At 57.0% G+C, this 22,654-nt stretch carries 22 protein-coding genes; 21 read left to right on the forward strand and 1 reads right to left on the reverse strand.

Translation table 11 applies throughout. From position 1 onward, the window contains the following. Positions 1 to 36: 36 nt before the first annotated feature. Positions 37 to 1,557 (reverse strand): chromosomal replication initiator protein DnaA, encoded by a 1,521-nt coding sequence (gene dnaA, locus KW849_RS23605; RefSeq protein WP_218431489.1) that lies wholly within the window; start codon positions 1,555 to 1,557, stop codon positions 37 to 39. Between the two features lie 566 nt (positions 1,558 to 2,123). On the opposite strand from dnaA, the gene rpmH reads away from it, so the two are divergent. The 21 genes from rpmH to glmS all read left to right on the forward strand — a co-directional run bounded on the left by rpmH (position 2,124) and on the right by glmS (position 22,409). Then, positions 2,124 to 2,258, forward strand: coding sequence for a 50S ribosomal protein L34 (rpmH, locus tag KW849_RS23610; RefSeq protein WP_003213577.1), 135 nt, complete (start codon positions 2,124 to 2,126; stop codon positions 2,256 to 2,258). Between the two features lie 16 nt (positions 2,259 to 2,274). Beyond that, positions 2,275 to 2,676, forward strand: a complete 402-nt coding sequence (gene rnpA, locus KW849_RS23615; protein WP_056727027.1) for a ribonuclease P protein component — start codon at positions 2,275 to 2,277, stop codon at positions 2,674 to 2,676. Continuing rightward, positions 2,669 to 2,914 carry a membrane protein insertion efficiency factor YidD gene (gene yidD / locus KW849_RS23620; protein WP_150733942.1) on the forward strand — a complete coding sequence of 82 codons (246 nt, stop codon included), beginning with the start codon at positions 2,669 to 2,671 and terminating at the stop codon, positions 2,912 to 2,914. The genes rnpA and yidD overlap by 8 nt, the downstream gene beginning before the upstream one ends. Positions 2,915 to 2,916: 2 nt before the next feature. After that, a complete protein-coding gene (gene yidC / locus KW849_RS23625) occupies positions 2,917 to 4,596 on the forward strand; it encodes a membrane protein insertase YidC (RefSeq protein ID WP_218431490.1) in 1,680 nt (559 codons plus the stop codon). Between the two features lie 79 nt (positions 4,597 to 4,675). After that, the gene (gene mnmE, locus KW849_RS23630) at positions 4,676 to 6,046 is read left to right on the forward strand and encodes a tRNA uridine-5-carboxymethylaminomethyl(34) synthesis GTPase MnmE (RefSeq protein ID WP_218431491.1); all 1,371 of its coding nucleotides are present in this window, start codon (positions 4,676 to 4,678) and stop codon (positions 6,044 to 6,046) included. 550 nt (positions 6,047 to 6,596) lie between these two features. After that, on the forward strand, positions 6,597 to 8,495 hold the full coding sequence (gene mnmG / locus KW849_RS23635; RefSeq protein WP_218431492.1) for a tRNA uridine-5-carboxymethylaminomethyl(34) synthesis enzyme MnmG: 1,899 nt from the start codon (positions 6,597 to 6,599) through the stop codon (positions 8,493 to 8,495). Beyond that, entirely contained in the window at positions 8,492 to 9,136 is a 645-nt protein-coding gene (gene rsmG / locus KW849_RS23640) for a 16S rRNA (guanine(527)-N(7))-methyltransferase RsmG (RefSeq protein WP_218431493.1), read from the forward strand. Before mnmG ends, rsmG begins: the two co-directional genes overlap by 4 nt. An 18-nt stretch (positions 9,137 to 9,154) precedes the next feature. Next, complete coding sequence (locus tag KW849_RS23645; protein WP_007969897.1) at positions 9,155 to 9,952, forward strand: ParA family protein; 798 nt, start codon at positions 9,155 to 9,157, stop codon at positions 9,950 to 9,952. A 9-nt stretch (positions 9,953 to 9,961) separates the two neighbouring features. After that, positions 9,962 to 10,834, forward strand: coding sequence for a ParB/RepB/Spo0J family partition protein (locus tag KW849_RS23650; RefSeq protein ID WP_218431494.1), 873 nt, complete (start codon positions 9,962 to 9,964; stop codon positions 10,832 to 10,834). A gap of 148 nt (positions 10,835 to 10,982) precedes the next feature. Continuing rightward, positions 10,983 to 11,390: a F0F1 ATP synthase subunit I gene (locus KW849_RS23655; protein ID WP_108218796.1), complete on the forward strand. Its 408-nt coding sequence runs from the start codon at positions 10,983 to 10,985 to the stop codon at positions 11,388 to 11,390. A gap of 16 nt (positions 11,391 to 11,406) precedes the next feature. Then, positions 11,407 to 12,276, forward strand: a complete 870-nt coding sequence (gene atpB, locus KW849_RS23660) for a F0F1 ATP synthase subunit A (protein ID WP_218431495.1) — start codon at positions 11,407 to 11,409, stop codon at positions 12,274 to 12,276. Positions 12,277 to 12,410: 134 nt separating this feature from the next. Beyond that, positions 12,411 to 12,668 carry a F0F1 ATP synthase subunit C gene (gene atpE, locus KW849_RS23665; protein ID WP_003097235.1) on the forward strand — a complete coding sequence of 86 codons (258 nt, stop codon included), beginning with the start codon at positions 12,411 to 12,413 and terminating at the stop codon, positions 12,666 to 12,668. 58 nt (positions 12,669 to 12,726) lie between these two features. Then, positions 12,727 to 13,197, forward strand: a complete 471-nt coding sequence (locus tag KW849_RS23670) for a F0F1 ATP synthase subunit B (RefSeq protein WP_218431496.1) — start codon at positions 12,727 to 12,729, stop codon at positions 13,195 to 13,197. Positions 13,198 to 13,209: 12 nt separating this feature from the next. Further along, the gene (locus tag KW849_RS23675) at positions 13,210 to 13,746 is read left to right on the forward strand and encodes a F0F1 ATP synthase subunit delta (protein WP_108218799.1); all 537 of its coding nucleotides are present in this window, start codon (positions 13,210 to 13,212) and stop codon (positions 13,744 to 13,746) included. A 21-nt stretch (positions 13,747 to 13,767) separates the two neighbouring features. Then, entirely contained in the window at positions 13,768 to 15,312 is a 1,545-nt protein-coding gene (gene atpA, locus KW849_RS23680; protein WP_108218800.1) for a F0F1 ATP synthase subunit alpha, read from the forward strand. Positions 15,313 to 15,362: 50 nt separating this feature from the next. Continuing rightward, positions 15,363 to 16,223 (forward strand): F0F1 ATP synthase subunit gamma, encoded by an 861-nt coding sequence (gene atpG / locus KW849_RS23685; protein WP_007934344.1) that lies wholly within the window; start codon positions 15,363 to 15,365, stop codon positions 16,221 to 16,223. 27 nt (positions 16,224 to 16,250) lie between these two features. After that, positions 16,251 to 17,630: a F0F1 ATP synthase subunit beta gene (gene atpD / locus KW849_RS23690; RefSeq protein ID WP_108218801.1), complete on the forward strand. Its 1,380-nt coding sequence runs from the start codon at positions 16,251 to 16,253 to the stop codon at positions 17,628 to 17,630. Positions 17,631 to 17,675: 45 nt separating this feature from the next. Continuing rightward, entirely contained in the window at positions 17,676 to 18,101 is a 426-nt protein-coding gene (locus tag KW849_RS23695; RefSeq protein ID WP_007985046.1) for a F0F1 ATP synthase subunit epsilon, read from the forward strand. 114 nt (positions 18,102 to 18,215) lie between these two features. Continuing rightward, positions 18,216 to 19,583 carry a bifunctional UDP-N-acetylglucosamine diphosphorylase/glucosamine-1-phosphate N-acetyltransferase GlmU gene (glmU, locus tag KW849_RS23700; protein WP_218431497.1) on the forward strand — a complete coding sequence of 456 codons (1,368 nt, stop codon included), beginning with the start codon at positions 18,216 to 18,218 and terminating at the stop codon, positions 19,581 to 19,583. Positions 19,584 to 19,798: 215 nt separating this feature from the next. Next, positions 19,799 to 20,575: a DeoR family transcriptional regulator gene (locus KW849_RS23705; RefSeq protein WP_108218803.1), complete on the forward strand. Its 777-nt coding sequence runs from the start codon at positions 19,799 to 19,801 to the stop codon at positions 20,573 to 20,575. 1 nt (position 20,576) lies between these two features. Further along, positions 20,577 to 22,409 carry a glutamine--fructose-6-phosphate transaminase (isomerizing) gene (gene glmS / locus KW849_RS23710; protein WP_218431498.1) on the forward strand — a complete coding sequence of 611 codons (1,833 nt, stop codon included), beginning with the start codon at positions 20,577 to 20,579 and terminating at the stop codon, positions 22,407 to 22,409. Positions 22,410 to 22,654 lie beyond the last annotated feature (245 nt).

The following is a 22,654-nucleotide window of genomic DNA, read 5'->3' on the forward strand; positions in this document are numbered from 1 at the left end:
CTAGTCCCTTGCCTTAATAAGCTGCGCTGGTGTTCATCAAGTGGTCAGCGTACGCAGCAGGTTCTTGTAGTCCTCGCGGATGTCCGCGTCGGATTCCTTAAGTTCGTTGATCTTGCGGCACGCGTGCAAGACCGTTGTATGGTCGCGACCGCCAAACACATCGCCAATTTCCGGCAGGCTGTGGTTGGTCAGTTCCTTGGACAACGCCATGGCGACCTGACGCGGACGAGCGACCGAACGCGAACGGCGTTTGGACAGCAAATCTGAGATCTTGATCTTGTAGTACTCGGCGACGGTGCGCTGAATGTTATCCACAGAGACCAGTTTATCCTGCAACGCCAACAAGTCCTTCAGGGATTCGCGAATCAGCTCGATGGTGATATCGCGGCCCATGAAGTGCGAGTGGGCGATCACGCGTTTGAGCGCGCCTTCCAGCTCACGGACGTTGGAGCGAATGCGTTGGGCAATGAAGAACGCGGCGTCGTGCGGCAACTCGACTTTGGCCTGATCGGCCTTCTTCATCAGGATCGCCACGCGGGTTTCCAGCTCCGGCGGCTCGACCGCTACGGTCAGGCCCCAGCCAAAGCGGGATTTGAGACGTTCTTCAAGGCCTTCGATTTCTTTCGGGTAGCGGTCACTGGTGAGAATGACCTGCTGGCCACCTTCGAGCAGGGCGTTGAAGGTGTGGAAAAACTCTTCCTGGGAACGCTCCTTGCGGGCGAAGAACTGAATGTCATCGATCAGCAATGCATCCACCGAACGGTAGAAGCGTTTGAACTCGTTGATCGCATTCAGTTGCAGGGCCTTGACCATGTCCGCCACAAAACGCTCGGAATGCAGGTACACCACCTTGGCATTCGGATTCTTCTTTAATAGATGGTTACCCACAGCATGCATCAAGTGGGTTTTACCCAGGCCGACGCCACCATAAAGGAAGAGCGGGTTGTAACCGTGCTTGGGATTGTCCGCCACCTGCCAGGCGGCGGCGCGCGCCAACTGGTTGGATTTACCCTCAACGAAATTCTCAAAGGTAAAGGTGCGGTTCAGGTAACTGGTGTGCTTGAGCGCACCTTCGACCTGCACGGTACGTTGCTCGGCGCGAACCGGGGCCTGTTGCGAACTGGCGCCGGCCATAGGGTCGAAACTGTCACGGGAAGGTTCTTGCTCGGTGACCTCCGCCACTTTTTGCGTCGTACGTTTGGTCGACGCGGCGGCAGGTGCTGGCGGAGGACTGGCGGGCGCTTGAGCAGCCTGGGCCTGGGAAGCGGCGGCAGCCAGGGGAGCATTGGGTGCGGCACGGGGTGCCGAACTGCGTTTGCTGCCTATTAACAAGGAAAGCGCAGGCGCCATGCCATTGCCGTGTTCATCGAGCAATTCGAGAACACGCCCCAGGTACTTTTCATTGACCCAGTCCAGAACAAAACGATTGGGTGCATAGACACGCAACTCGTCGCCTTCAGCTTCGACCTGTAGTGGACGGATCCAAGTGTTGAATTGTTGGGCAGGCAGCTCATCGCGCAAAAGCTCCACGCACTGCTGCCAAAGTTCCACTGACACGGATATCCCCTAAGTTGAAAGCCGGTGAGGCAAAAACAAGCGGCCATTGTAGCGACCAGACGCCGACTTATCCACACGAAGGTGGTTCATCGGCCAAGAAGAATCGCCGTTTCATACGCAAAAAAGACGACCAGCGGTCTGTGCATAAGCTCTGTGGATAACAGGGGTTAAGGTCATTGCACAAGTGGGGGCGAAACTCGGTGGATAACCGGCCTGTGGATAAGCCGAGCTTCCACACACAGGTTATCCGACAGCGCAGCACAGGCTGAACACTGTTTTCCACTGTAGTTGTCATTCTCTGTACAGCTGATAAAACAAGGGCTCAATCGACTTATCCACAGAAGGCTGCGGGCCTAGCTTTTATAAGCTTTACAGAAAAGCTTTAAATACTTTCCTTTCTTATTCTTATATTTGCCGACGGTTCGTTCAGCGCAAAACGTCCGGAGATCTATTTATAAGGAAACGCTGGTTGGAAATTGACCTGAAGGCTTGCTTTCTCTAGAATCCCCGGTCTCTTAAAACGGGGGCCATTCCGGCCCGTTGTGGACGAACCAGGTAACACGACAATGAAACGTACTTTCCAACCAAGCACTATCAAACGCGCTCGTACCCACGGTTTCCGTGCTCGCATGGCTACCAAGAACGGTCGTGCCGTCCTGTCGCGTCGTCGCGCCAAAGGTCGTGCGCGTCTGGCAGTTTGATAATCCGGCACTGGAGGTGAGTCAGGACTTCAGTCGGGAAAAGCGTCTGCTTACCCCCCGACAATTCAAGGCAGTCTTTGACTCCCCTACCGGCAAGGTTCCGGGGAAAAATCTCCTGCTCCTTGCGCGCAACAACGATCTCGATCACCCCCGTCTCGGGTTGGTTATCGGGAAAAAGAGCGTAAAGCTCTCCGTCGAGCGCAATCGCCTCAAACGTCTGATGCGCGAATCGTTTCGCCTGAACCAGGATTCTCTGGTCGGCTGGGACATCGTTATCGTCGCGCGCAAAGGTTTGGGTGATGTAGAAAACCCCGAATTGATTCAGCATTTCGGCAAACTCTGGAAGCGTCTGGCTCGCAGTTCGCCGGTACCAGCAGTCAAAACCGAAACTGTAGGGGTAGACAGTCCAGATGCGTAAACTGGCACTCGTTCCGATCCAGTTTTATCGCTATGCCATTAGTCCCATGATGGCCAGTCACTGTCGTTTCTACCCCAGTTGTTCCTGCTACGCGTTAGAAGCCATCGAAAATCATGGCCTTCTTCGCGGTGGCTGGCTGACCTTTCGTCGTTTAGGTCGCTGTCATCCGTGGAATCCCGGTGGTTATGACCCGGTTCCACCTATCCCTACCTCCCGTTCTTCTTCGATGGCCGAGTAATCATGGATATCAAACGCACGATCCTGATCGTCGCCCTGGCAATCGTGTCCTACGTTATGGTTCTTAAATGGAACCAGGACTATGGCCAGGCTGCCCTGCCGACTCAGAATGTTGCCACCAATACGACTGCATCGGGCCTGCCGGATACGGCATCTGGCTCCAACGCTTCCGCCAGTGACGACATTCCACGTGCTGCAAGCGACACCAGCGCACCTGCTGAAACGCCGGTGGCTGTGAGCAAAGACCTCATCCAGATCAAAACGGATGTACTGGACCTGGCTGTCGACCCACAAGGTGGCGATGTTGCCCAACTGACCCTGCCGCTGTATCCGCGTCGTCAGGATCACCCGGAAATTCCGTTCCAGCTGTTCGATAACGGCGGCGAACGTACTTATCTGGCGCAAAGCGGTCTGATCGGCACCAATGGTCCGGATGCCAATTCGGCCGGTCGTCCGGTTTATTCCTCGGAGAAGAAGGTTTATCAACTGGCTGACGGTCAGGACCAATTGGTCGTAGACCTGAAGTTCAGCAAGGACGGCGTCAACTACATCAAGCGTTTCACCCTGAAACGCGGCCTGTACGACGTAACCGTTTCCTACCTGATCGACAACCAGAGCGCTCAGCCCTGGTCCGGTGCGATGTTCGCGCAATTGAAGCGTGACGCCAGCGCGGATCCATCTTCCACAACCGCCACCGGCACCGCGACTTACCTGGGCGCTGCCCTGTGGACAAGTTCCGAGCCGTACAAGAAAGTGTCCATGAAGGACATGGACAAGGCGGCGCTGAAAGAAACCGTCACTGGCGGTTGGGTTGCCTGGTTGCAGCACTACTTCGTGACCGCATGGATTCCGGCCAAGGGCGAAAACAACGTCGTCCAGACCCGTAAAGACAGCAAAGGCAACTACATCATCGGCTACACCGGCCCATCGATGAGTGTTGCGCCAGGTGCCAAGGCTGAAACCAGCGCTGTTCTGTACGCCGGTCCGAAAAGCCAGGCCGTGCTGAAAGAGTTGTCCCCAGGTCTGGAACTGACCGTCGACTACGGCATTCTGTGGTTCATCGCCCAACCGATCTTCTGGTTGCTGCAACACATCCACGCCATTGTGGGTAACTGGGGCTGGTCGATCATCTTCCTGACCATGCTGATCAAAGGGATTTTCTTCCCGCTGTCGGCTGCCAGCTACAAATCCATGGCGCGCATGCGTGCAGTGGCACCGAAACTGGCTGCGCTGAAAGAGCAACATGGCGATGACCGGCAGAAAATGTCGCAAGCCATGATGGAGCTGTACAAGAAAGAGAAGATCAATCCGCTGGGTGGTTGCTTGCCAATCCTCGTGCAGATGCCGGTTTTCCTCTCGCTGTACTGGGTTCTGCTGGAAAGCGTCGAGATGCGTCAGGCGCCGTTCATGCTGTGGATTACTGACCTGTCGATCAAGGATCCGTTCTTCATTCTGCCGATCATCATGGGTGCAACCATGTTCATCCAGCAGCAGCTGAACCCGACTCCTCCGGATCCGATGCAGGCCAAGGTGATGAAGCTGATGCCAATCATCTTCACCTTCTTCTTCCTGTGGTTCCCGGCTGGTCTGGTGCTGTACTGGGTAGTGAACAACTGCCTGTCGATCGCCCAACAGTGGTACATCACGCGTAAGATCGAAGCAGCTACCAAAGCAGCTGCCTGATTTACACTGTGGATAACCACTCAAAACGCCCCCTAGTGGGGCGTTTTGCTATCTGTCACTTTTGTCTGGATACCGGTTTATGAGCGTTCCTCGTGAAACCATCGCCGCCGTTGCCACCGCCCAGGGTCGCGGCGGTGTAGGCATCGTGCGTATTTCCGGGCCGTTGGCCAGCGTTGCGGCCAAGGCCTTCAGTGGTCGCGAGCTCAAGCCGCGATTTGCTCACTACGGCCCGTTCTTCAGTGAAAACGACGAAGTGCTGGACCAGGGCATTGCCTTGTATTTCCCCGGCCCGAACTCTTTCACAGGCGAAGATGTGCTGGAGTTGCAAGGCCATGGCGGCCCGATCGTTCTGGATATGTTGCTCAAGCGCTGCCTGGAACTGGGTTGCCGGCTCGCCCGACCAGGGGAGTTCAGCGAGCGCGCCTTCCTCAACGACAAACTCGATCTCGCCCAGGCCGAAGCCATCGCCGACCTGATTGAAGCCAGTTCTGCCCAGGCTGCGCGAAACGCGTTGCGCTCCCTGCAGGGTGCCTTCTCGTCACGTGTGCATAACCTCACCGAGCAATTGATCGGCCTGCGCATCTATGTCGAAGCGGCCATCGATTTCCCGGAAGAGGAAATCGACTTCCTCGCCGATGGCCACGTTCTGAGCATGCTCGACAAGGTGCGCGACGAGTTATCCACCGTCATGCGCGAAGCCGGGCAGGGCGCCTTGCTGCGTGACGGCATGACCGTGGTCATTGCCGGTCGTCCGAATGCCGGTAAGTCCAGCCTGCTCAATGCCCTGGCCGGGCGTGAAGCGGCGATCGTGACCGAAATTGCCGGCACTACCCGGGATGTCCTTCGTGAACATATCCACATCGATGGCATGCCGTTGCACGTGGTGGATACCGCCGGTCTGCGCGATACCGATGATCATGTGGAAAAAATCGGCGTCGAGCGAGCCCTGAAAGCCATTGGCGAAGCAGATCGGGTACTGCTGGTGGTCGATGCCACGGCACCGGAAGCCCTCGATCCGTTCGCACTCTGGCCGGAGTTTCTCGAAATCCGTCCCGATCCCGCGAAAGTCACCCTGATCCGCAACAAGGCCGACCTTACGGGCGAAGCCATTGCCATGGAGGTCAGCGACGACGGCCATGTCACCATCAGCCTGAGCGCCAAGTCTGGTGGTATCGGGCTGGAGCTGCTGCGTGATCACCTCAAGGCCTGCATGGGCTATGAACAAACGTCCGAAAGCAGCTTCAGCGCTCGCCGGCGACACCTTGAGGCGCTACGTCATGCCAGTGCTGCCCTCGAGCATGGGCGTGCCCAATTGACCCTGGCCGGCGCTGGCGAGCTGTTGGCCGAGGATTTGCGCCAGGCTCAGCAGTCGCTGGGTGAAATCACCGGTGCTTTCAGCTCTGACGATCTGCTGGGGCGAATTTTCTCCAGCTTCTGTATCGGTAAGTAGCCCTCCTGTTATTCACAGACAGGCCATTCGTGCCTGTCTGCCCCCTCCTTTTCTGAAAAAAACCTCCAGTGCCGAGCGGACGTCGTCTGCTTGAGCGAAATTCCTGTACCCGAATTTCGAGCGAACGGCACTTTTCTGTGGATTAAGCCCTGTGAATAACCGCAGCTAAGGTCAGTTGATAACAGGGGTCGAAAACTGAACATAACCGCCTCTGTGGATAACCACCCCTTTCATCCACAGGCTTACACCGGTTATCCAAGGGCCTCATTGGCACATGAACACAGGGTTTTGAATCTCTGTACATATTGAAAACAAAGGGCTGTATAGATTTATCCACAGATAGTGGCCTGCATAGAAATAAACATAAAAACAAAGATTTAATAAATTTCTTTCTTTTTAATTTCTATAACTCAGACTTTTCCACAGCTGGTTAAATTTTGTGCAAAGGGTTCTTTAGGAAGGGCGAAGTCCCTATACTTGTCGACCAGGTCCAAAAACCTGAGCTCAAACTATTCCTGAATTACCTACTTAAGCAGGCACGAGGTGCGTGGTGGATTTCCCTTCCCGTTTTGAAGTGATCGTCATCGGCGGCGGTCATGCCGGTACCGAGGCAGCACTGGCCTCAGCACGTATGGGGGTTAAAACCCTGTTGCTGACGCACAACGTGGAAACCCTCGGTGCCATGAGTTGCAACCCGGCCATTGGCGGGATCGGCAAAAGCCACCTGGTCAAGGAAATCGACGCCCTCGGCGGCGCGATGGCCATGGCTACCGATAAGGGTGGTATCCAGTTTCGCGTGTTGAACAGCCGCAAAGGCCCGGCGGTACGTGCAACCCGTGCACAGGCAGACCGGGTTCTGTACAAGGCTGCTGTCCGCGAAATCCTGGAAAACCAGCCGAACCTGTGGATATTTCAACAGGCCGCTGACGATCTGATCGTCGAGCAGGAACAAGTCCGTGGTGTTGTCACCCAAATGGGTCTGCGTTTTTTCGCCGATTCCGTGGTGTTGACCACCGGTACGTTCCTCGGTGGACTTATCCACATCGGTTTGCAGAATTTTTCCGGCGGTCGCGCCGGTGATCCGCCGTCGATCGCGCTGGCTCACCGTTTGCGTGAACTGCCATTGCGTGTGGGTCGTTTGAAAACCGGTACTCCGCCGCGTATCGACGGCCGGTCTGTGGATTTCTCGGTGATGGCCGAACAACCGGGCGATACGCCGATCCCGGTGATGTCGTTCATGGGCAACAAGGAACAGCATCCACGGCAGGTCAGTTGCTGGATTACCCACACGAATGCGCGCACCCACGAAATCATTGCCGCGAACCTCGACCGTTCGCCGATGTATTCCGCTGCCGGTGAGATCGAAGGCATCGGCCCGCGTTATTGCCCGTCGATCGAAGACAAGATCCATCGCTTTGCCGACAAGGAAAGCCATCAGGTGTTCATCGAACCGGAAGGTTTGACCACCCATGAGCTGTATCCGAACGGGATATCCACAAGCTTGCCGTTCGACGTGCAACTGCAGATCGTGCAATCGATCCGCGGCATGGAAAACGCGCACATCGTGCGTCCTGGCTATGCGATCGAGTACGACTATTTCGATCCACGGGATTTGAAATACAGCCTTGAAACCAAAGTCATCGGCGGTCTGTTCTTCGCCGGGCAAATCAACGGCACAACCGGTTACGAAGAAGCCGGTGCCCAGGGTTTGCTCGCCGGGACCAACGCTGCACTGCGTGCGCAAGGCAAAGAAGCCTGGTGCCCGCGTCGCGACGAGGCCTATATCGGCGTATTGGTCGACGACCTGATTACTCTCGGTACCCAAGAGCCGTACCGGATGTTCACCTCCCGTGCCGAATACCGTCTGATTCTGCGCGAAGACAACGCCGACCTGCGTTTGACCGAAAAAGGTCGCGAACTGGGCCTGGTGGATGACGTGCGCTGGGCGGCTTTCTGCAAAAAGCGCGAAAGCATCGAACTGGAAGAGCAGCGCCTGAAAAGCACCTGGGTACGCCCGGGCACCGAACAGGGTGATGCCATTGCCGAAAAATTCGGCACGCCACTGACTCACGAATACAACCTGCTCAATCTCTTGAGTCGTCCGGAAATCGACTACGCTGGTCTGATCGCCGTGACCGGTGGGGGCGCAGAAGATCCACAGGTTGCCGAGCAGGTCGAAATCAAGACCAAGTACGCCGGTTACATCGATCGCCAACAGGATGAAATCGCCCGCTTGCGAGCCAGCGAAGACACCAAATTGCCTGTGGATATCGATTACACGAACATTTCCGGTCTCTCCAAGGAGATCCAGAGCAAGCTCGGTGCGACCCGTCCAGAGACTTTGGGCCAGGCTTCGCGTATCCCGGGCGTAACACCGGCAGCCATTTCGCTGTTGATGATTCATTTGAAAAAACGCGGCGCGGGCCGTCAGTTGGAGCAAAGCGCTTGAGTTCGTTGGTCACTTCGCAACACGCAGAAGAGTTATCCACAGGTGCCCGCCAGCTTGGCGTCACGCTGACAGAAACCCAGCACGCGCAACTGCTGGGTTATCTGGCCCTGTTGATCAAATGGAACAAGGCTTACAACCTCACAGCCGTACGTGATCCGGACGAAATGGTCTCCCGTCACCTGCTCGATAGTCTGAGCGTGATGTCATTCATCGAAAACGGACGCTGGCTCGACGTCGGCAGTGGCGGCGGCATGCCTGGCATTCCGCTGGCCATTCTGTTTCCCGAGTCCCAGGTGACCTGCCTGGACAGCAATGGCAAGAAAACCCGCTTCCTGACCCAGGTCAAACTCGAACTCAAACTGGATAACCTGCAAGTTATCCACAGTCGCGTCGAAGCCTTCCAGCCTGCCCAGCCGTTCAACGGGATCGTTTCCCGGGCGTTCAGCAGCATGGAGAACTTCAGCAACTGGACTCGCCACCTCGGCGATAGCGAAACACGCTGGCTGGCAATGAAGGGCGTTCATCCGGCCGATGAGCTGGTAGCATTGCCGGCAGACTTCCACCTCGATAGCGAACACGCCCTGGCCGTACCTGGTTGCCAAGGCCAACGCCATCTGCTGATACTGCGCCGCACGGCATGATTGGGAACACAAGCAAGAATGGCTAAGGTATTCGCGATTGCGAACCAAAAGGGTGGCGTGGGCAAAACCACCACCTGCATCAACCTCGCAGCATCCCTGGTCGCGACCAAGCGCCGGGTGCTGTTGATCGACCTTGATCCACAGGGCAACGCCACCATGGGTAGCGGTGTGGATAAACATGGCCTGGAAAACTCGGTCTACGACCTGCTGATCGGCGAATGTGATCTGGCCCAGGCCATGCACTTCTCCGAACACGGTGGTTACCAGCTGTTGCCAGCCAACCGCGACCTCACCGCGGCCGAAGTGGTGCTGCTGGAAATGCAAATGAAGGAAAGCCGTCTGCGCAGTGCGCTGGCGCCGATCCGGGAAAACTACGATTACATCCTGATCGACTGTCCTCCGTCGCTGTCGATGCTGACCTTGAACGCACTGGTTGCCGCCGACGGGGTCATTATCCCCATGCAGTGCGAGTATTTCGCACTCGAAGGCTTGAGCGACCTTGTGGATAACATCAAGCGTATCGCTGAACTGCTGAACCCGAACCTGAAGGTCGAAGGCCTGCTGCGGACGATGTACGACCCGCGCCTGAGCCTGATGAACGATGTCTCGGCGCAGCTCAAGGAACACTTCGGCGAACAGCTCTACGACACCGTCATTCCGCGCAACATCCGTCTGGCCGAAGCGCCAAGCTACGGCATGCCGGCGCTGGCGTACGACAAAGCATCGCGAGGCGCCGTTGCCTATCTGGCATTGGCGGGCGAAATGGTTCGTCGTCAACGCAAAAACTCACGCATCGCCGCTGCTCAGGCAACTTAAGGAATCCCCATGGCCGTCAAGAAACGAGGTCTCGGACGTGGACTGGATGCTCTGTTGAGTGGTCCGACTGTCAGCTCGCTGGAAGAACAAGCGGCGCAAGCCGATCAGCGTGAGCTGCAACACCTTCCCCTGGATCTGCTCCAGCGCGGCAAATACCAGCCGCGTCGTGACATGGATCCGCAGGCGCTCGAAGAGCTGGCGCAGTCGATCAAGGCCCAGGGCGTCATGCAGCCCATCGTGGTTCGCCCGATCGGCAGCGGCCGCTTTGAAATCATTGCCGGCGAACGCCGCTGGCGCGCCAGCCAGCAAGCCGGGAAGGAAACCATCCCGGCGATGGTTCGCGATGTACCCGATGAAACCGCGATCGCCATCGCCCTGATCGAGAACATCCAGCGCGAAGACCTGAACCCGATTGAAGAAGCGGTGGCCCTGCAGCGTTTGCAGCAGGAGTTCCAGCTGACCCAGCAACAGGTAGCCGAGGCGGTGGGCAAGTCCCGGGTGACCGTGGCTAACCTGCTGCGCCTGATTTCCTTGCCGGAAGTCATCAAGACCATGTTGTCCCACGGAGACCTGGAAATGGGTCATGCCCGAGCTTTGCTCGGTTTGCCGGAAATTCAACAGGTTGAAGGGGCGCGACATGTTGTCGCACGCGGGCTGACCGTGCGCCAGACAGAAGCACTGGTTCGCCAGTGGTTGAGTGGCAAACCGGAGCCTGTTGAACCGGCAAAACCGGACCCGGATATCGCCCGCCTCGAACAGCGCCTGGCCGAGCGCCTAGGCTCTGCGGTGCAGATCCGCCACGGAAAGAAGGGTAAGGGGCAACTGGTGATCGGCTACAACTCTCTTGATGAGCTTCAAGGTGTGCTTGCACACATCCGCTGAAACAATTCCTCATGTAGCGTGAAGTCGGAAATCACTACCTGACAGTTGAATAGGGGCAGAACCGCCCCTATACTCTGCGCGCATTTTGTCGGCACAAATTATGCCAAGTTATTGAATTCTGGCAGCCGACCATTGGGGAGTAAAAGTGATGGAAACCCGCACGCCAAACCGCCTGCCCTTCCATCGCCTGGCAGTTTTTCCGGTGTTGATGGCTCAATTTGTCGTTCTGCTCATTGCCGCTTTGGCGCTCTGGCAACGGTATGGAGTCGTTGCCGGGTACTCGGGACTCTGCGGAGGCCTGATAGCCTTGCTTCCCAATATTTATTTCGCTCACAGGGCATTTCGGTTTACCGGCGCCCGGGCAGCTCAAGCCATCGTCCGGTCTTTTTATGCCGGCGAGGCGGGCAAACTGATTTTGACGGCGGTGCTTTTTGCATTGACGTTCGCAGGTGTGAAGCCATTGGCGCCGCTGGCTGTATTCGGCGTCTTCGTGCTGACCCAACTGGTCAGCTGGTTCGCTCCCCTGCTGATGAGAACAAGACTTTCGAGACCTTAGGGCGTTTGAGGCAACCATGGCAGAAACAACCGCTTCGGGCTATATCCAGCACCACTTGCAGAACCTGACCTTCGGTCAGCTCCCTAACGGCGGCTGGGGCTTTGCCCACACCGCAGCAGAAGCCAAGGAAATGGGCTTCTGGGCTTTCCACGTCGATACTCTCGGCTGGTCGGTCGCATTGGGTCTGATCTTCGTTCTTCTTTTCCGCATGGCGGCAAAGAAAGCGACTTCGGGTCAGCCTGGTGCTTTGCAGAACTTCGTTGAAGTATTGGTCGAATTCGTCGATGGCAGCGTGAAAGACAGCTTCCATGGCCGAAGCCCGGTGATTGCACCGCTGGCACTGACCATCTTCGTCTGGGTGTTCCTGATGAACGCCGTCGACCTGGTACCGGTCGACTGGATTCCTCAACTGGCCATCCTGATCTCCGGCGACCACCACATCCCGTTCCGCGCCGTGTCGACCACCGACCCGAACGCGACCCTGGCCATGGCCTTCACGGTGTTCGCGCTGATCATTTTCTACAGCATCAAGATCAAGGGCCTCGGCGGCTTCATCGGCGAGCTGACCCTGCACCCGTTCGGCAGCAAGAACATCTTCCTTCAGGCCCTGCTGATCCCGGTGAACTTCCTGCTGGAATTCGTGACCCTGATCGCCAAGCCGATCTCCCTGGCTCTGCGTCTGTTCGGCAACATGTATGCCGGCGAGCTGGTCTTCATTCTGATTGCTGTGATGTTCGGCAGCGGTCTGCTCTGGCTTAGTGGCCTGGGCGTTGTTCTGCAGTGGGCGTGGGCTGTGTTCCACATCCTGATCATCACCCTGCAGGCGTTCATCTTCATGATGCTGACCATCGTCTACCTGTCGATGGCACACGAAGAAAACCATTAAGGCCAGTCTCGACTAGTCTGATGTCCCTCCCCGTTAAACGGGAGGGGGCTCTTAACGGGGCCTCTGAAACGATTTGTTTTACCGCTTTAAATTAAAAAAACCTAAACCATACGACGTAAAAGTCGGGAGGAAAGATGGAAACTGTAGTTGGTCTAACCGCTATCGCTGTTGCACTGTTGATCGGCCTGGGCGCACTGGGTACCGCAATTGGTTTCGGCCTGCTGGGCGGCAAGTTCCTGGAAGGCGCAGCGCGTCAGCCAGAAATGGTTCCAATGCTGCAAGTTAAAATGTTCATCGTTGCCGGTCTGCTCGACGCCGTAACCATGATCGGTGTTGGTATCGCTCTGTTCTTCACCTTTGCGAACCCGTTCGTTGGTCAAATCGCTGGCTGATTACTCGGATCTTCCGGGTAATTTGGTGTGATGGACAACGTAACTGCGAGGTGTTGGCGTGAACATTAATGCGACCCTGATTGGCCAGTCCGTTGCGTTCCTGATTTTTGTACTGTTCTGCATGAAGTTCGTATGGCCTCCGGTCATTGCGGCACTGCACGAACGTCAAAAGAAGATCGCTGATGGTCTGGACGCTGCCAGCCGTGCAGCTCGCGACCTGGAGTTGGCCCAAGAGAAAGCGGGTCACCAACTGCGCGAAGCGAAAGCTCAGGCAGCTGAAATCATCGAGCAAGCCAAGAAACGCGGTAACCAGATTGTCGAAGAGGCTGTTGAAAAAGCCCGTATCGATGCTGACCGTGTGAAGGTTCAGGCTCAAGCCGAGATCGAACAGGAACTGAACAGTGTCAAAGACGTGCTGCGTGCCCAAGTGGGCTTGCTGGCAGTCGAAGGCGCCGAGAAGATCCTGGGTGCCACAATCGATCAAAACGCGCACGCAAAGCTGGTTAACCAACTGGCTGCTGAAATCTAAGCGAGGGCGATCATGGCAGAACTGACCACGTTGGCCCGACCTTACGCTAAGGCGGCCTTCGAGCACGCTCAGGCCCACCAGCAACTGGCCAATTGGTCAGCCATGCTCGGCCTGGCTGCAGCGGTGTCGCAAGACGACACCCTGCAGCGCGTGCTCAAGGCCCCGCGACTGACGAGCGCAGAAAAGGCCACCACGTTCATTGACGTGTGTGGCGACAAGTTTGATGCCAAGGCACAGAACTTCATCAATGTCGTTGCCGAAAACGACCGTCTCCTGCTCTTGCCGGAGATCGCCGCTCTTTTCGACCTGTACAAGGCCGAGCAAGAGAAGTCGGTAGACGTTGAAGTGACCAGTGCTTTTGCATTGAACCAAGAACAGCAAGACAAACTCGCCAAGGTTCTCAGTGCACGACTCAACCGGGAAGTGCGCCTGCAAGTTGCGGAGGACGCTGCCCTTATTGGTGGTGTCGTCATCCGCGCCGGCGACCTGGTTATCGATGGCTCGATTCGCGGCAAAATCGCGAAACTGGCCGAAGCATTGAAATCTTGAGTTTGAAGGGGCAGCAGAGCAATGCAGCAACTCAATCCTTCCGAAATAAGTGAAATTATCAAGGGCCGCATCGACAAGCTCGATGTGACCTCCCAAGCCCGTAACGAAGGCACTGTCGTCAGCGTATCTGACGGTATCGTGCGGATTCACGGTCTGGCCGACGTAATGTACGGCGAGATGATCGAGTTTCCGGGCGGCGTCTTCGGTATGGCCCTCAACCTGGAGCAAGACTCCGTAGGTGCCGTTGTATTGGGCGCTTACCAGTCTCTGGCTGAAGGCATGAGCGCCAAGTGCACCGGCCGCATCCTCGAAGTTCCGGTGGGTAAGGAACTGCTGGGTCGCGTAGTCGACGCACTGGGTAACCCGGTTGACGGCAAAGGTCCACTGGGCAACACCCAGACCGACGCGGTCGAGAAAGTTGCTCCAGGCGTGATCTGGCGTAAGTCGGTAGACCAGCCTGTACAGACTGGCTACAAGGCTGTCGATGCCATGATCCCTGTCGGCCGTGGCCAGCGTGAGCTGATCATTGGTGACCGTCAGATCGGTAAAACCGCTCTGGCGATCGACGCGATCATCAACCAGAAGAACAGCGGCATTTTCTGCGTCTACGTAGCGATCGGTCAGAAACAATCGACCATCGCCAACGTGGTTCGCAAGCTGGAAGAAAACGGCGCCCTGGCCAACACGATCATCGTGGCTGCCAGTGCTTCGGAATCTCCTGCGCTGCAATTCCTGGCACCGTACTCCGGTTGCACCATGGGTGAATTCTTCCGCGACCGCGGTGAAGACGCGCTGATCGTTTATGACGATCTGTCCAAGCAAGCAGTGGCTTACCGCCAGATTTCCCTGCTGCTGCGCCGTCCACCAGGCCGTGAAGCTTACCCAGGCGACGTGTTCTATCTCCACTCCCGTCTGCTGGAGCGCGCATCCCGCGTTTCGGAAGAATACGTAGAGAAGTTCACCAACGGCGCAGTGACCGGCAAAACCGGTTCCCTGACCGCACTGCCGATCATCGAAACCCAGGCTGGCGACGTTTCCGCGTTCGTTCCGACCAACGTGATTTCCATCACCGACGGTCAGATCTTCCTGGAATCGGCCATGTTCAACTCGGGCATCCGCCCTGCAGTGAACGCCGGTGTTTCGGTATCCCGTGTGGGTGGTGCCGCTCAGACCAAGATCATCAAGAAGCTGTCCGGTGGTATCCGTACCGCTCTGGCTCAGTACCGTGAACTGGCGGCATTCGCCCAGTTCGCTTCTGACCTGGACGAAGCGACCCGTAAGCAACTTGAGCATGGTCAGCGCGTTACCGAGCTGATGAAGCAGAAGCAATACGCACCAATGTCGATCGCTGACATGGCGCTGTCGCTGTATGCCGCTGAGCGTGGGTTCCTGACTGACGTTGAAATCGCCAAGATCGGCAGCTTCGAACAAGCGCTGATTGCTTTCTTCAACCGCGATCACGCCGATTTGATGGCGAAGATCAACGTGAAAGGTGACTTCAATGACGAAATCGACGCTGGCATGAAAGCCGGTATCGAGAAGTTCAAGGCCACCCAAACCTGGTAAGCCGCAGCGGGAGCCGCAAGGCTCCCGCTTGCTAACCTGATAGGTGTTACATGGCAGGCGCAAAAGAGATTCGCAGTAAGATTGCGAGCATCAAAAGCACGCAAAAGATTACCAGCGCCATGGAAAAAGTGGCGGTCAGTAAAATGCGCAAGGCACAAATGCGCATGGCTGCTAGCCGTCCTTATGCGGAGCGCATCCGCCAGGTTATTGGCCATCTGGCCAACGCTAACCCGGAATATCGCCACCCGTTCATGATCGACCGTGAAGTAAAGCGAGTTGGTTATGTCGTAGTGAGCAGTGACCGTGGTCTGTGTGGTGGCTTGAACACCAACCTGTTCAAGGCTCTGGTCAAGGACATGGCGGTAAACCGCGAAAACGGCGTCGAGATCGATCTGTGTGTAGTGGGTAGCAAGGGTGCGGCTTTCTTCCGCAACTTCGGCGGTAACGTCGTAGCAGCTATCAGCCACCTGGGTGAAGAGCCGTCGATCAATGATCTGATCGGCAGCGTCAAGGTGATGCTGGATGCCTACCTGGACGGCCGTATTGACCGCCTGTCCGTGGTGTCCAACAAGTTCATCAACACCATGACACAACAGCCTACCGTGGAGCAGTTGATTCCACTGGTGGCAACCCCGGATCAAGAACTCAAGCACCACTGGGACTATCTCTACGAACCGGACGCCAAAGAGCTGCTTGACGGCTTGATGGTCCGTTACGTGGAGTCGCAGGTCTACCAGGCGGTGGTCGAGAACAACGCGGCTGAACAGGCTGCGCGGATGATCGCGATGAAGAACGCTACCGACAACGCCGGTGATTTGATCAGCGATTTGCAGCTGGTCTACAACAAGGCGCGTCAGGCTGCGATCACCCAAGAGATCTCGGAAATCGTCGGCGGCGCTGCCGCGGTTTAACGGTTCAAATATTCAGAGGATCCAGCTATGAGTAGCGGACGTATCGTTCAAATCATCGGCGCCGTTATCGACGTGGAATTTCCACGCGACAGCGTACCGAGCATCTACAACGCGCTGACAGTTCAAAGCGCGGCCGGGACCACCCTGGAAGTTCAGCAACAGCTGGGCGACGGCGTGGTTCGTACCATTGCGATGGGTTCCACCGAAGGCTTGAAGCGCGGTCTGGACGTTGTCGACTCTGGCGCAGCCATCTCCGTACCGGTCGGTAAAGCGACCCTGGGCCGGATCATGGACGTCCTCGGTAACCCGATCGACGAAGCTGGTCCGATCGACACCGAAGAGCGTTGGGGCATTCACCGTCCAGCGCCTTCGTTCGCTGAGCAGGCAGGCGGCAACGACCTGCTGGAAACCGGCATCAAGGTTATCGACCTGGTTTGCCCGTTCGCCAAAGGCGGTAAAGTCGGTCTGTTCGGTGGTGCCGGTGTAGGCAAAACCGTAAACATGATGGAACTGATCCGTAACATCGCCATCGAGCACAGCGGTTATTCCGTGTTCGCCGGTGTGGGTGAGCGTACTCGTGAGGGTAACGACTTCTACCACGAGATGAAGGACTCCAACGTTCTGGACAAAGTGGCACTGGTTTACGGTCAGATGAACGAGCCGCCGGGTAACCGTCTGCGCGTAGCACTGACCGGCCTGACCATGGCCGAGAAGTTCCGTGACGAAGGTAACGACGTTCTGCTGTTCGTCGACAACATCTATCGTTACACCCTGGCCGGTACTGAAGTATCCGCACTGCTGGGCCGTATGCCTTCTGCAGTAGGTTACCAGCCGACCCTGGCTGAAGAGATGGGCGTTCTGCAAGAACGTATCACTTCGACCAAGGAAGGTTCGATCACTTCGATCCAAGCGGTATACGTACCTGCGGACGACTTGACCGACCCGTCGCCAGCGACCACCTTCGCCCACTTGGACGCCACCGTCGTTCTGTCCCGTGACATCGCTTCCCTGGGTATCTACCCGGCGGTCGATCCACTCGACTCGACTTCGCGCCAGCTGGACCCGAACGTAATCGGCCAGGACCACTACGACACCGCTCGCGGCGTTCAGTACGTTCTGCAGCGTTACAAAGAACTAAAGGACATCATTGCGATCCTGGGTATGGACGAGCTGTCGGAAGCCGACAAGCAGTTGGTAAACCGTGCTCGTAAGATCCAGCGCTTCTTGTCGCAGCCGTTCTTCGTGGCTGAAGTCTTCACCGGTGCATCGGGTAAATACGTTTCCCTGAAAGACACCATTGCTGGCTTCAAAGGCATCCTCAACGGTGACTACGACCACCTGCCAGAACAAGCGTTCTACATGGTTGGCGGCATCGAAGAAGCGATCGAGAAAGCCAAGAAACTGTAATCCCGGCGCCCGGCAACGGGCGCTAATTTAGGTTGAGGCAATCAGATGGCTATGACAGTCCATTGCGATATCGTCAGCGCGGAAGGAGAAATCTTTTCCGGTCTGGTCGAGATGGTGATTGCGCACGGTGCACTGGGTGATCTTGGTATCGCCCTGGGTCACGCGCCGCTGATCACTAATCTGAAGCCAGGTCCGATCCGCCTGGTCAAGCAGGGCGGGGAAGAGGAGGTGTATTACATCTCCGGTGGTTTCCTCGAGGTTCAGCCGAACATGGTCAAGGTTCTTGCCGACACCGTGCAACGTGCTGCCGACCTGGACGAAGCCGCAGCTTTGGAAGCCGTTAAGGCTGCCGAGAAAGCCCTGCATGAGCGAGGCGCGGAATTCGATTACGGTTCTGCTGCCGCACGACTGGCCGAGGCTGCAGCTCAGCTGCGCACCGTCCAGCAGATCCGCAAGAAGTTCGGCCATTAAGGCAGCGCTTGTTGTGTGATTGATAAAAAAGGGTAGCCTCGGCTACCCTTTTTCTTTTTCGACATTTTATAACCTTGGTCGCAGTCGCTGACCACCCTGGATTGGTAGCCAGTCATGTCCCTAGAAATCGTTATTCTCGCTGCTGGCCAAGGCACGCGCATGCGTTCAGCCTTGCCGAAAGTCTTGCACCCGATTGCCGGCAATTCGATGCTCGGCCATGTTATCCACAGCGCCCGGCAACTTGATCCACAGCGCATCCACGTCGTGATTGGTCATGGTGCCGACGCCGTGCGCGAACGTCTGGCCGCTGACGACCTGAACTTCGTCCTGCAGGACAAGCAACTGGGCACCGGGCATGCCGTGGCCCAGGCTGTTCCTTTCATCAAATCTGACACTGTGCTGGTTCTTTACGGTGACGTGCCGTTGATTGAAGTGGAAACCCTGCAACGCCTGCTGACTCAGGTAGTACCAGGACAGATGGGCCTGCTGACTGTCGAACTCGACGATGCGACCGGTTATGGCCGCATCGTGCGCGACGTTGACGGTAAAGTCGCTGCCATCGTTGAACACAAGGATGCCAACGAAGCGCAACGTGCGATCCGCGAAGGCAACACCGGTATCCTCGCTGTTCCTGCCGATCGCTTGGCCGACTGGACGAGCCGCCTGTCGAACAACAATGTTCAGGGTGAGTATTACCTGACCGACGTGATCGAAATGGCAGTCAACGACGGACTGGTGGTGGCCACCGAACAACCCCACGACGCCATGGAAGTGCAGGGCGCCAACGACCGCAAGCAGCTTTCCGAACTCGAGCGCCACTATCAGTTGCGCGCCGGCCGTCGTTTGATGGCCCAAGGTGTGACACTGCGCGACCCGGCTCGTTTCGATGTGCGCGGTGAAGTCACCGTTGGCCGCGACGTGCTGATCGATATCAACGTGATCCTCGAAGGCAAGGTCGTCATCGAAGACGATGTGGTGATCGGCCCGAACTGCGTGATCAAGGACAGCACCCTGCGCAAAGGCGTGGTCATCAAGGCCAACAGCCATATCGAGGGTGCCATTCTGGGTGAAGGCAGCGACGCCGGCCCGTTCGCCCGTCTGCGTCCAGGCACCGTGCTGGAAGCCCGCGCGCATGTGGGTAACTTCGTCGAGCTGAAAAACGCTCATCTGGGCGAAGGCGCCAAGGCTGGTCACCTGGCCTATCTGGGTGATGCCGAGGTGGGCGCGCGCTCCAACATCGGTGCTGGCACCATCACCTGCAACTACGATGGCGCCAACAAGTGGAAAACCGTGTTGGGCGAAGATGTGTTCATCGGTTCCAACAACTCGTTGGTGGCGCCTGTGGATATCCTCGCCGGTGCAACGACAGCGGCCGGTTCGACCATCACCTCGACTGTGGATAAATCCCAGTTGGCCATCGGACGTGCTCGCCAGAAGAACATCGACGGCTGGAAGCGGCCGGAGAAGATCAAGAAGAGCTGAGTTATCCACAACTCCATTGTAGGAGCAAGCTTGCTCGCGATGAATTCGAGAGCGGCGCATTTTTTCAGAAAGAATGCATCATCGTTCACGCCCATCGCGAGCAAGCTCGCTCCTACAAGTTATCCACAGCTCTTTTTATCGCATGGCGCTTGACGAAGTTTCGCTGATAGGTTTTGATTGCTTCCGCTATCTTTCGAATCGAAACTTATCAGCTCATGTCGAAGCGCAACACACCTCAGCGTCGCCACAACATCCTCGCCTTGCTCAATGAGCAGGGCGAAGTCAGTGTGGATGAGTTGGCCAAGCGCTTCGAAACGTCGGAAGTTACGATTCGCAAGGATCTGGCAGCACTTGAAAGCAATGGTCTGTTGCTGCGTCGTTACGGCGGGGCGATCACCATGCCTCAGGAGCTGGTCGCGGACCTTGGTCAGCCGGTTTCCATATACAAGCAAGCCATCGCCCGTGCCGCCGTCGCGCGGATTCGCGAGCATGCGCGCATCATTATCGACAGCGGCAGTACTACCGCCGCCATGATCCCGGAACTCGGACAGCAACCCGGTCTGGTGGTAATGACCAACTCGCTGCATGTCGCCAATGCCCTGAGCGAACTTGAGCACGAACCGGTGCTGTTGATGACCGGTGGCACCTGGGACCCGCATTCCGAGTCCTTTCAGGGGCAGGTTGCCGAGCAGGTACTACGCTCCTACGACTTCGACCAGCTGTTCATCGGCGCCGATGGCATCGATCTGGTTCGCGGTACAACCACCTTCAACGAACTGCTCGGACTGAGCCGGGTCATGGCCGAAGTCGCTCGCGAAGTAGTCGTGATGGTGGAGGCCGACAAGATCGGCCGCAAGATTCCCAACCTGGAGCTGCCCTGGAGCAGTGTCCATACCCTTATTACGGATGAACGCCTGCCGCTTGAGGCTCGCGATCAGATTCAGGCCCGCGGTATCAATTTGATTTGCGCGGCTGTCAGTCAGGAGAAATAGCATGTGTGGAATTGTCGGCGCAGTCGCAGAACGTAACATCACCGCCATCCTCGTCGAAGGCCTGAAGCGCCTCGAATACCGTGGGTATGACAGCGCTGGCGTGGCGGTCTACACCAACGATGAAAAACTCGAGCGCGTGCGTCGTCCGGGCAAGGTCAGTGAGCTGGAGCAGGCATTGGCCAGCGAGCCGCTGGTCGGTCGTCTGGGTATCGCCCACACCCGCTGGGCCACCCACGGTGCACCGTGCGAGCGCAATGCTCACCCGCATTTCTCCGGTGACCTGGCGGTGGTGCACAACGGCATCATCGAAAACCACGAAGCCCTGCGTGAACAACTCAAAGCCCTGGGCTATGTGTTCACTTCGGACACCGACACTGAAGTCATCTCCCACCTGCTGAACCACAAACTCAAGGATCTGCGCGATCTGACCGTGGCCCTCAAGGCGACCGTCAAAGAGTTGCACGGTGCTTACGGCCTTGCAGTGATCAGCGCGCAGCAACCGGATCGCCTGGTCGCAGCCCGCAGCGGCAGCCCGTTGGTGATCGGCCTGGGCCTGGGGGAAAACTTCCTGGCATCCGACCAGTTGGCCCTGCGTCAAGTCACCGACCGCTTCATGTACCTGGAAGAAGGCGATATCGCCGAAATCCGCCGCGACAGCGTGCAGATCTGGGACGTTGACGGCAAGCTTGTCGAGCGCGAATCCGTGCAGTATCGCGACGGTGCCGAAGCCGCTGAAAAGGGCGAGTTCCGCCACTTCATGCTCAAGGAAATCCACGAGCAACCGTCCGTGGTGCAGCGCACCCTGGAAGGTCGCCTGAGCCAGAACCAGGTACTGGTACAGGCATTCGGCCCACAGGCGGCCGAGCTGTTCGCCAAAGTGCGTAACGTACAGATCGTCGCGTGCGGCACCAGCTACCACGCCGGCATGGTCGCGCGTTACTGGCTCGAAGAGCTGGCCGGCATTCCTTGCCAGGTCGAAGTCGCCAGCGAATTCCGTTACCGCAAGGTGGTGGTGCAGCCGGACACCTTGTTCGTGACCATTTCCCAGTCCGGCGAAACCGCCGACACGCTGGCCGCGCTGCGCAATGCCAAGGAACTGGGCTTCCTCGCCAGCCTGGCGATCTGCAACGTCGGTATCAGCTCGCTGGTGCGTGAATCCGATCTGACCCTGTTGACCCAGGCCGGTCGTGAAATTGGTGTGGCTTCGACCAAAGCCTTCACCACGCAATTGGTTGGCCTGTTGTTGCTGACGCTTTCCCTGGGCCAGGTTCGTGGCACCTTGGCCAAAGGCGTCGAAGCGACGCTGGTCGAAGAACTGCGTCGTTTGCCAACCCGTCTGGGCGAAGCACTGGCCATGGACAGCACCGTGGAAAAAATCTCCGAGCTGTTCGCCGAGAAACACCATACGCTGTTCCTCGGCCGTGGCGCGCAGTTCCCGGTAGCGATGGAAGGGGCACTCAAACTCAAGGAAATCTCCTACATCCACGCCGAGGCCTACCCGGCCGGTGAACTGAAACACGGCCCGTTGGCGCTTGTGGATAACGACATGCCAGTGGTGACCGTGGCGCCGAACAACGAACTGCTGGAGAAGTTGAAGTCCAACCTCCAGGAAGTTCGCGCCCGCGGTGGCCAGTTGATCGTCTTCGCTGACGAGAAGGCCGGCATGACCAACGGTGAAGGCACCCACGTGGTGCACATGCCACACATCCACGACATCCTGTCGCCGATTCTCTACACCATCCCGCTGCAACTGCTGTCGTACTACGTTGCCGTACTCAAAGGCACTGACGTTGACCAGCCGCGCAACCTGGCGAAGTCGGTCACTGTGGAATAAGTTATCCACAGATGAAAGAAACCTGGTTTCAGACAATAGATTTTGACAACAGACAAAACATTCTGACGCCAAATAATAGATTTTGAAAAATGCCAAAAGCCCCTGATTTCAGGGGCTTTTTTTATTCCTCCACTGTATGTCCAATTTTGTCTGTGATCTTGCCAGGGAATTAGTCTGGTATTGGTACTCAGACTTATTCACAGCTCTGATATTTTCCTAGGACTTTTTGCTGCTGTACGTCGAGG

Origin of the sequence: Pseudomonas sp. PDM26 (assembly GCF_019219185.1) — a bacterium.
Classification (GTDB): Bacteria; Pseudomonadota; Gammaproteobacteria; order Pseudomonadales; family Pseudomonadaceae; genus Aquipseudomonas.

Excerpts from the sequence above, each read along its gene's own strand:
- KW849_RS23695 (WP_007985046.1), top strand. The coding sequence starts at position 17,676 with ATGGCTATGACAGTCCATTGCGATATCGTCAGCGCGGAAGGAGAAATC.
- KW849_RS23645 (WP_007969897.1), top strand. The coding sequence starts at position 9,155 with ATGGCTAAGGTATTCGCGATTGCGAACCAAAAGGGTGGCGTGGGCAAA.
- mnmE (WP_218431491.1), top strand. The coding sequence starts at position 4,676 with ATGAGCGTTCCTCGTGAAACCATCGCCGCCGTTGCCACCGCCCAGGGT.
- KW849_RS23705 (WP_108218803.1), top strand. The coding sequence starts at position 19,799 with ATGTCGAAGCGCAACACACCTCAGCGTCGCCACAACATCCTCGCCTTG.
- yidD (WP_150733942.1), top strand. The coding sequence starts at position 2,669 with ATGCGTAAACTGGCACTCGTTCCGATCCAGTTTTATCGCTATGCCATT.
- yidC (WP_218431490.1), top strand. The coding sequence starts at position 2,917 with ATGGATATCAAACGCACGATCCTGATCGTCGCCCTGGCAATCGTGTCC.
- atpA (WP_108218800.1), top strand. The coding sequence starts at position 13,768 with ATGCAGCAACTCAATCCTTCCGAAATAAGTGAAATTATCAAGGGCCGC.
- atpD (WP_108218801.1), top strand. The coding sequence starts at position 16,251 with ATGAGTAGCGGACGTATCGTTCAAATCATCGGCGCCGTTATCGACGTG.
- KW849_RS23655 (WP_108218796.1), top strand. The coding sequence starts at position 10,983 with ATGGAAACCCGCACGCCAAACCGCCTGCCCTTCCATCGCCTGGCAGTT.
- glmU (WP_218431497.1), top strand. The coding sequence starts at position 18,216 with ATGTCCCTAGAAATCGTTATTCTCGCTGCTGGCCAAGGCACGCGCATG.
- rpmH (WP_003213577.1), top strand. The coding sequence starts at position 2,124 with ATGAAACGTACTTTCCAACCAAGCACTATCAAACGCGCTCGTACCCAC.
- atpG (WP_007934344.1), top strand. The coding sequence starts at position 15,363 with ATGGCAGGCGCAAAAGAGATTCGCAGTAAGATTGCGAGCATCAAAAGC.
- atpE (WP_003097235.1), top strand. The coding sequence starts at position 12,411 with ATGGAAACTGTAGTTGGTCTAACCGCTATCGCTGTTGCACTGTTGATC.
- KW849_RS23650 (WP_218431494.1), top strand. The coding sequence starts at position 9,962 with ATGGCCGTCAAGAAACGAGGTCTCGGACGTGGACTGGATGCTCTGTTG.
- glmS (WP_218431498.1), top strand. The coding sequence starts at position 20,577 with ATGTGTGGAATTGTCGGCGCAGTCGCAGAACGTAACATCACCGCCATC.
- KW849_RS23675 (WP_108218799.1), top strand. The coding sequence starts at position 13,210 with ATGGCAGAACTGACCACGTTGGCCCGACCTTACGCTAAGGCGGCCTTC.
- atpB (WP_218431495.1), top strand. The coding sequence starts at position 11,407 with ATGGCAGAAACAACCGCTTCGGGCTATATCCAGCACCACTTGCAGAAC.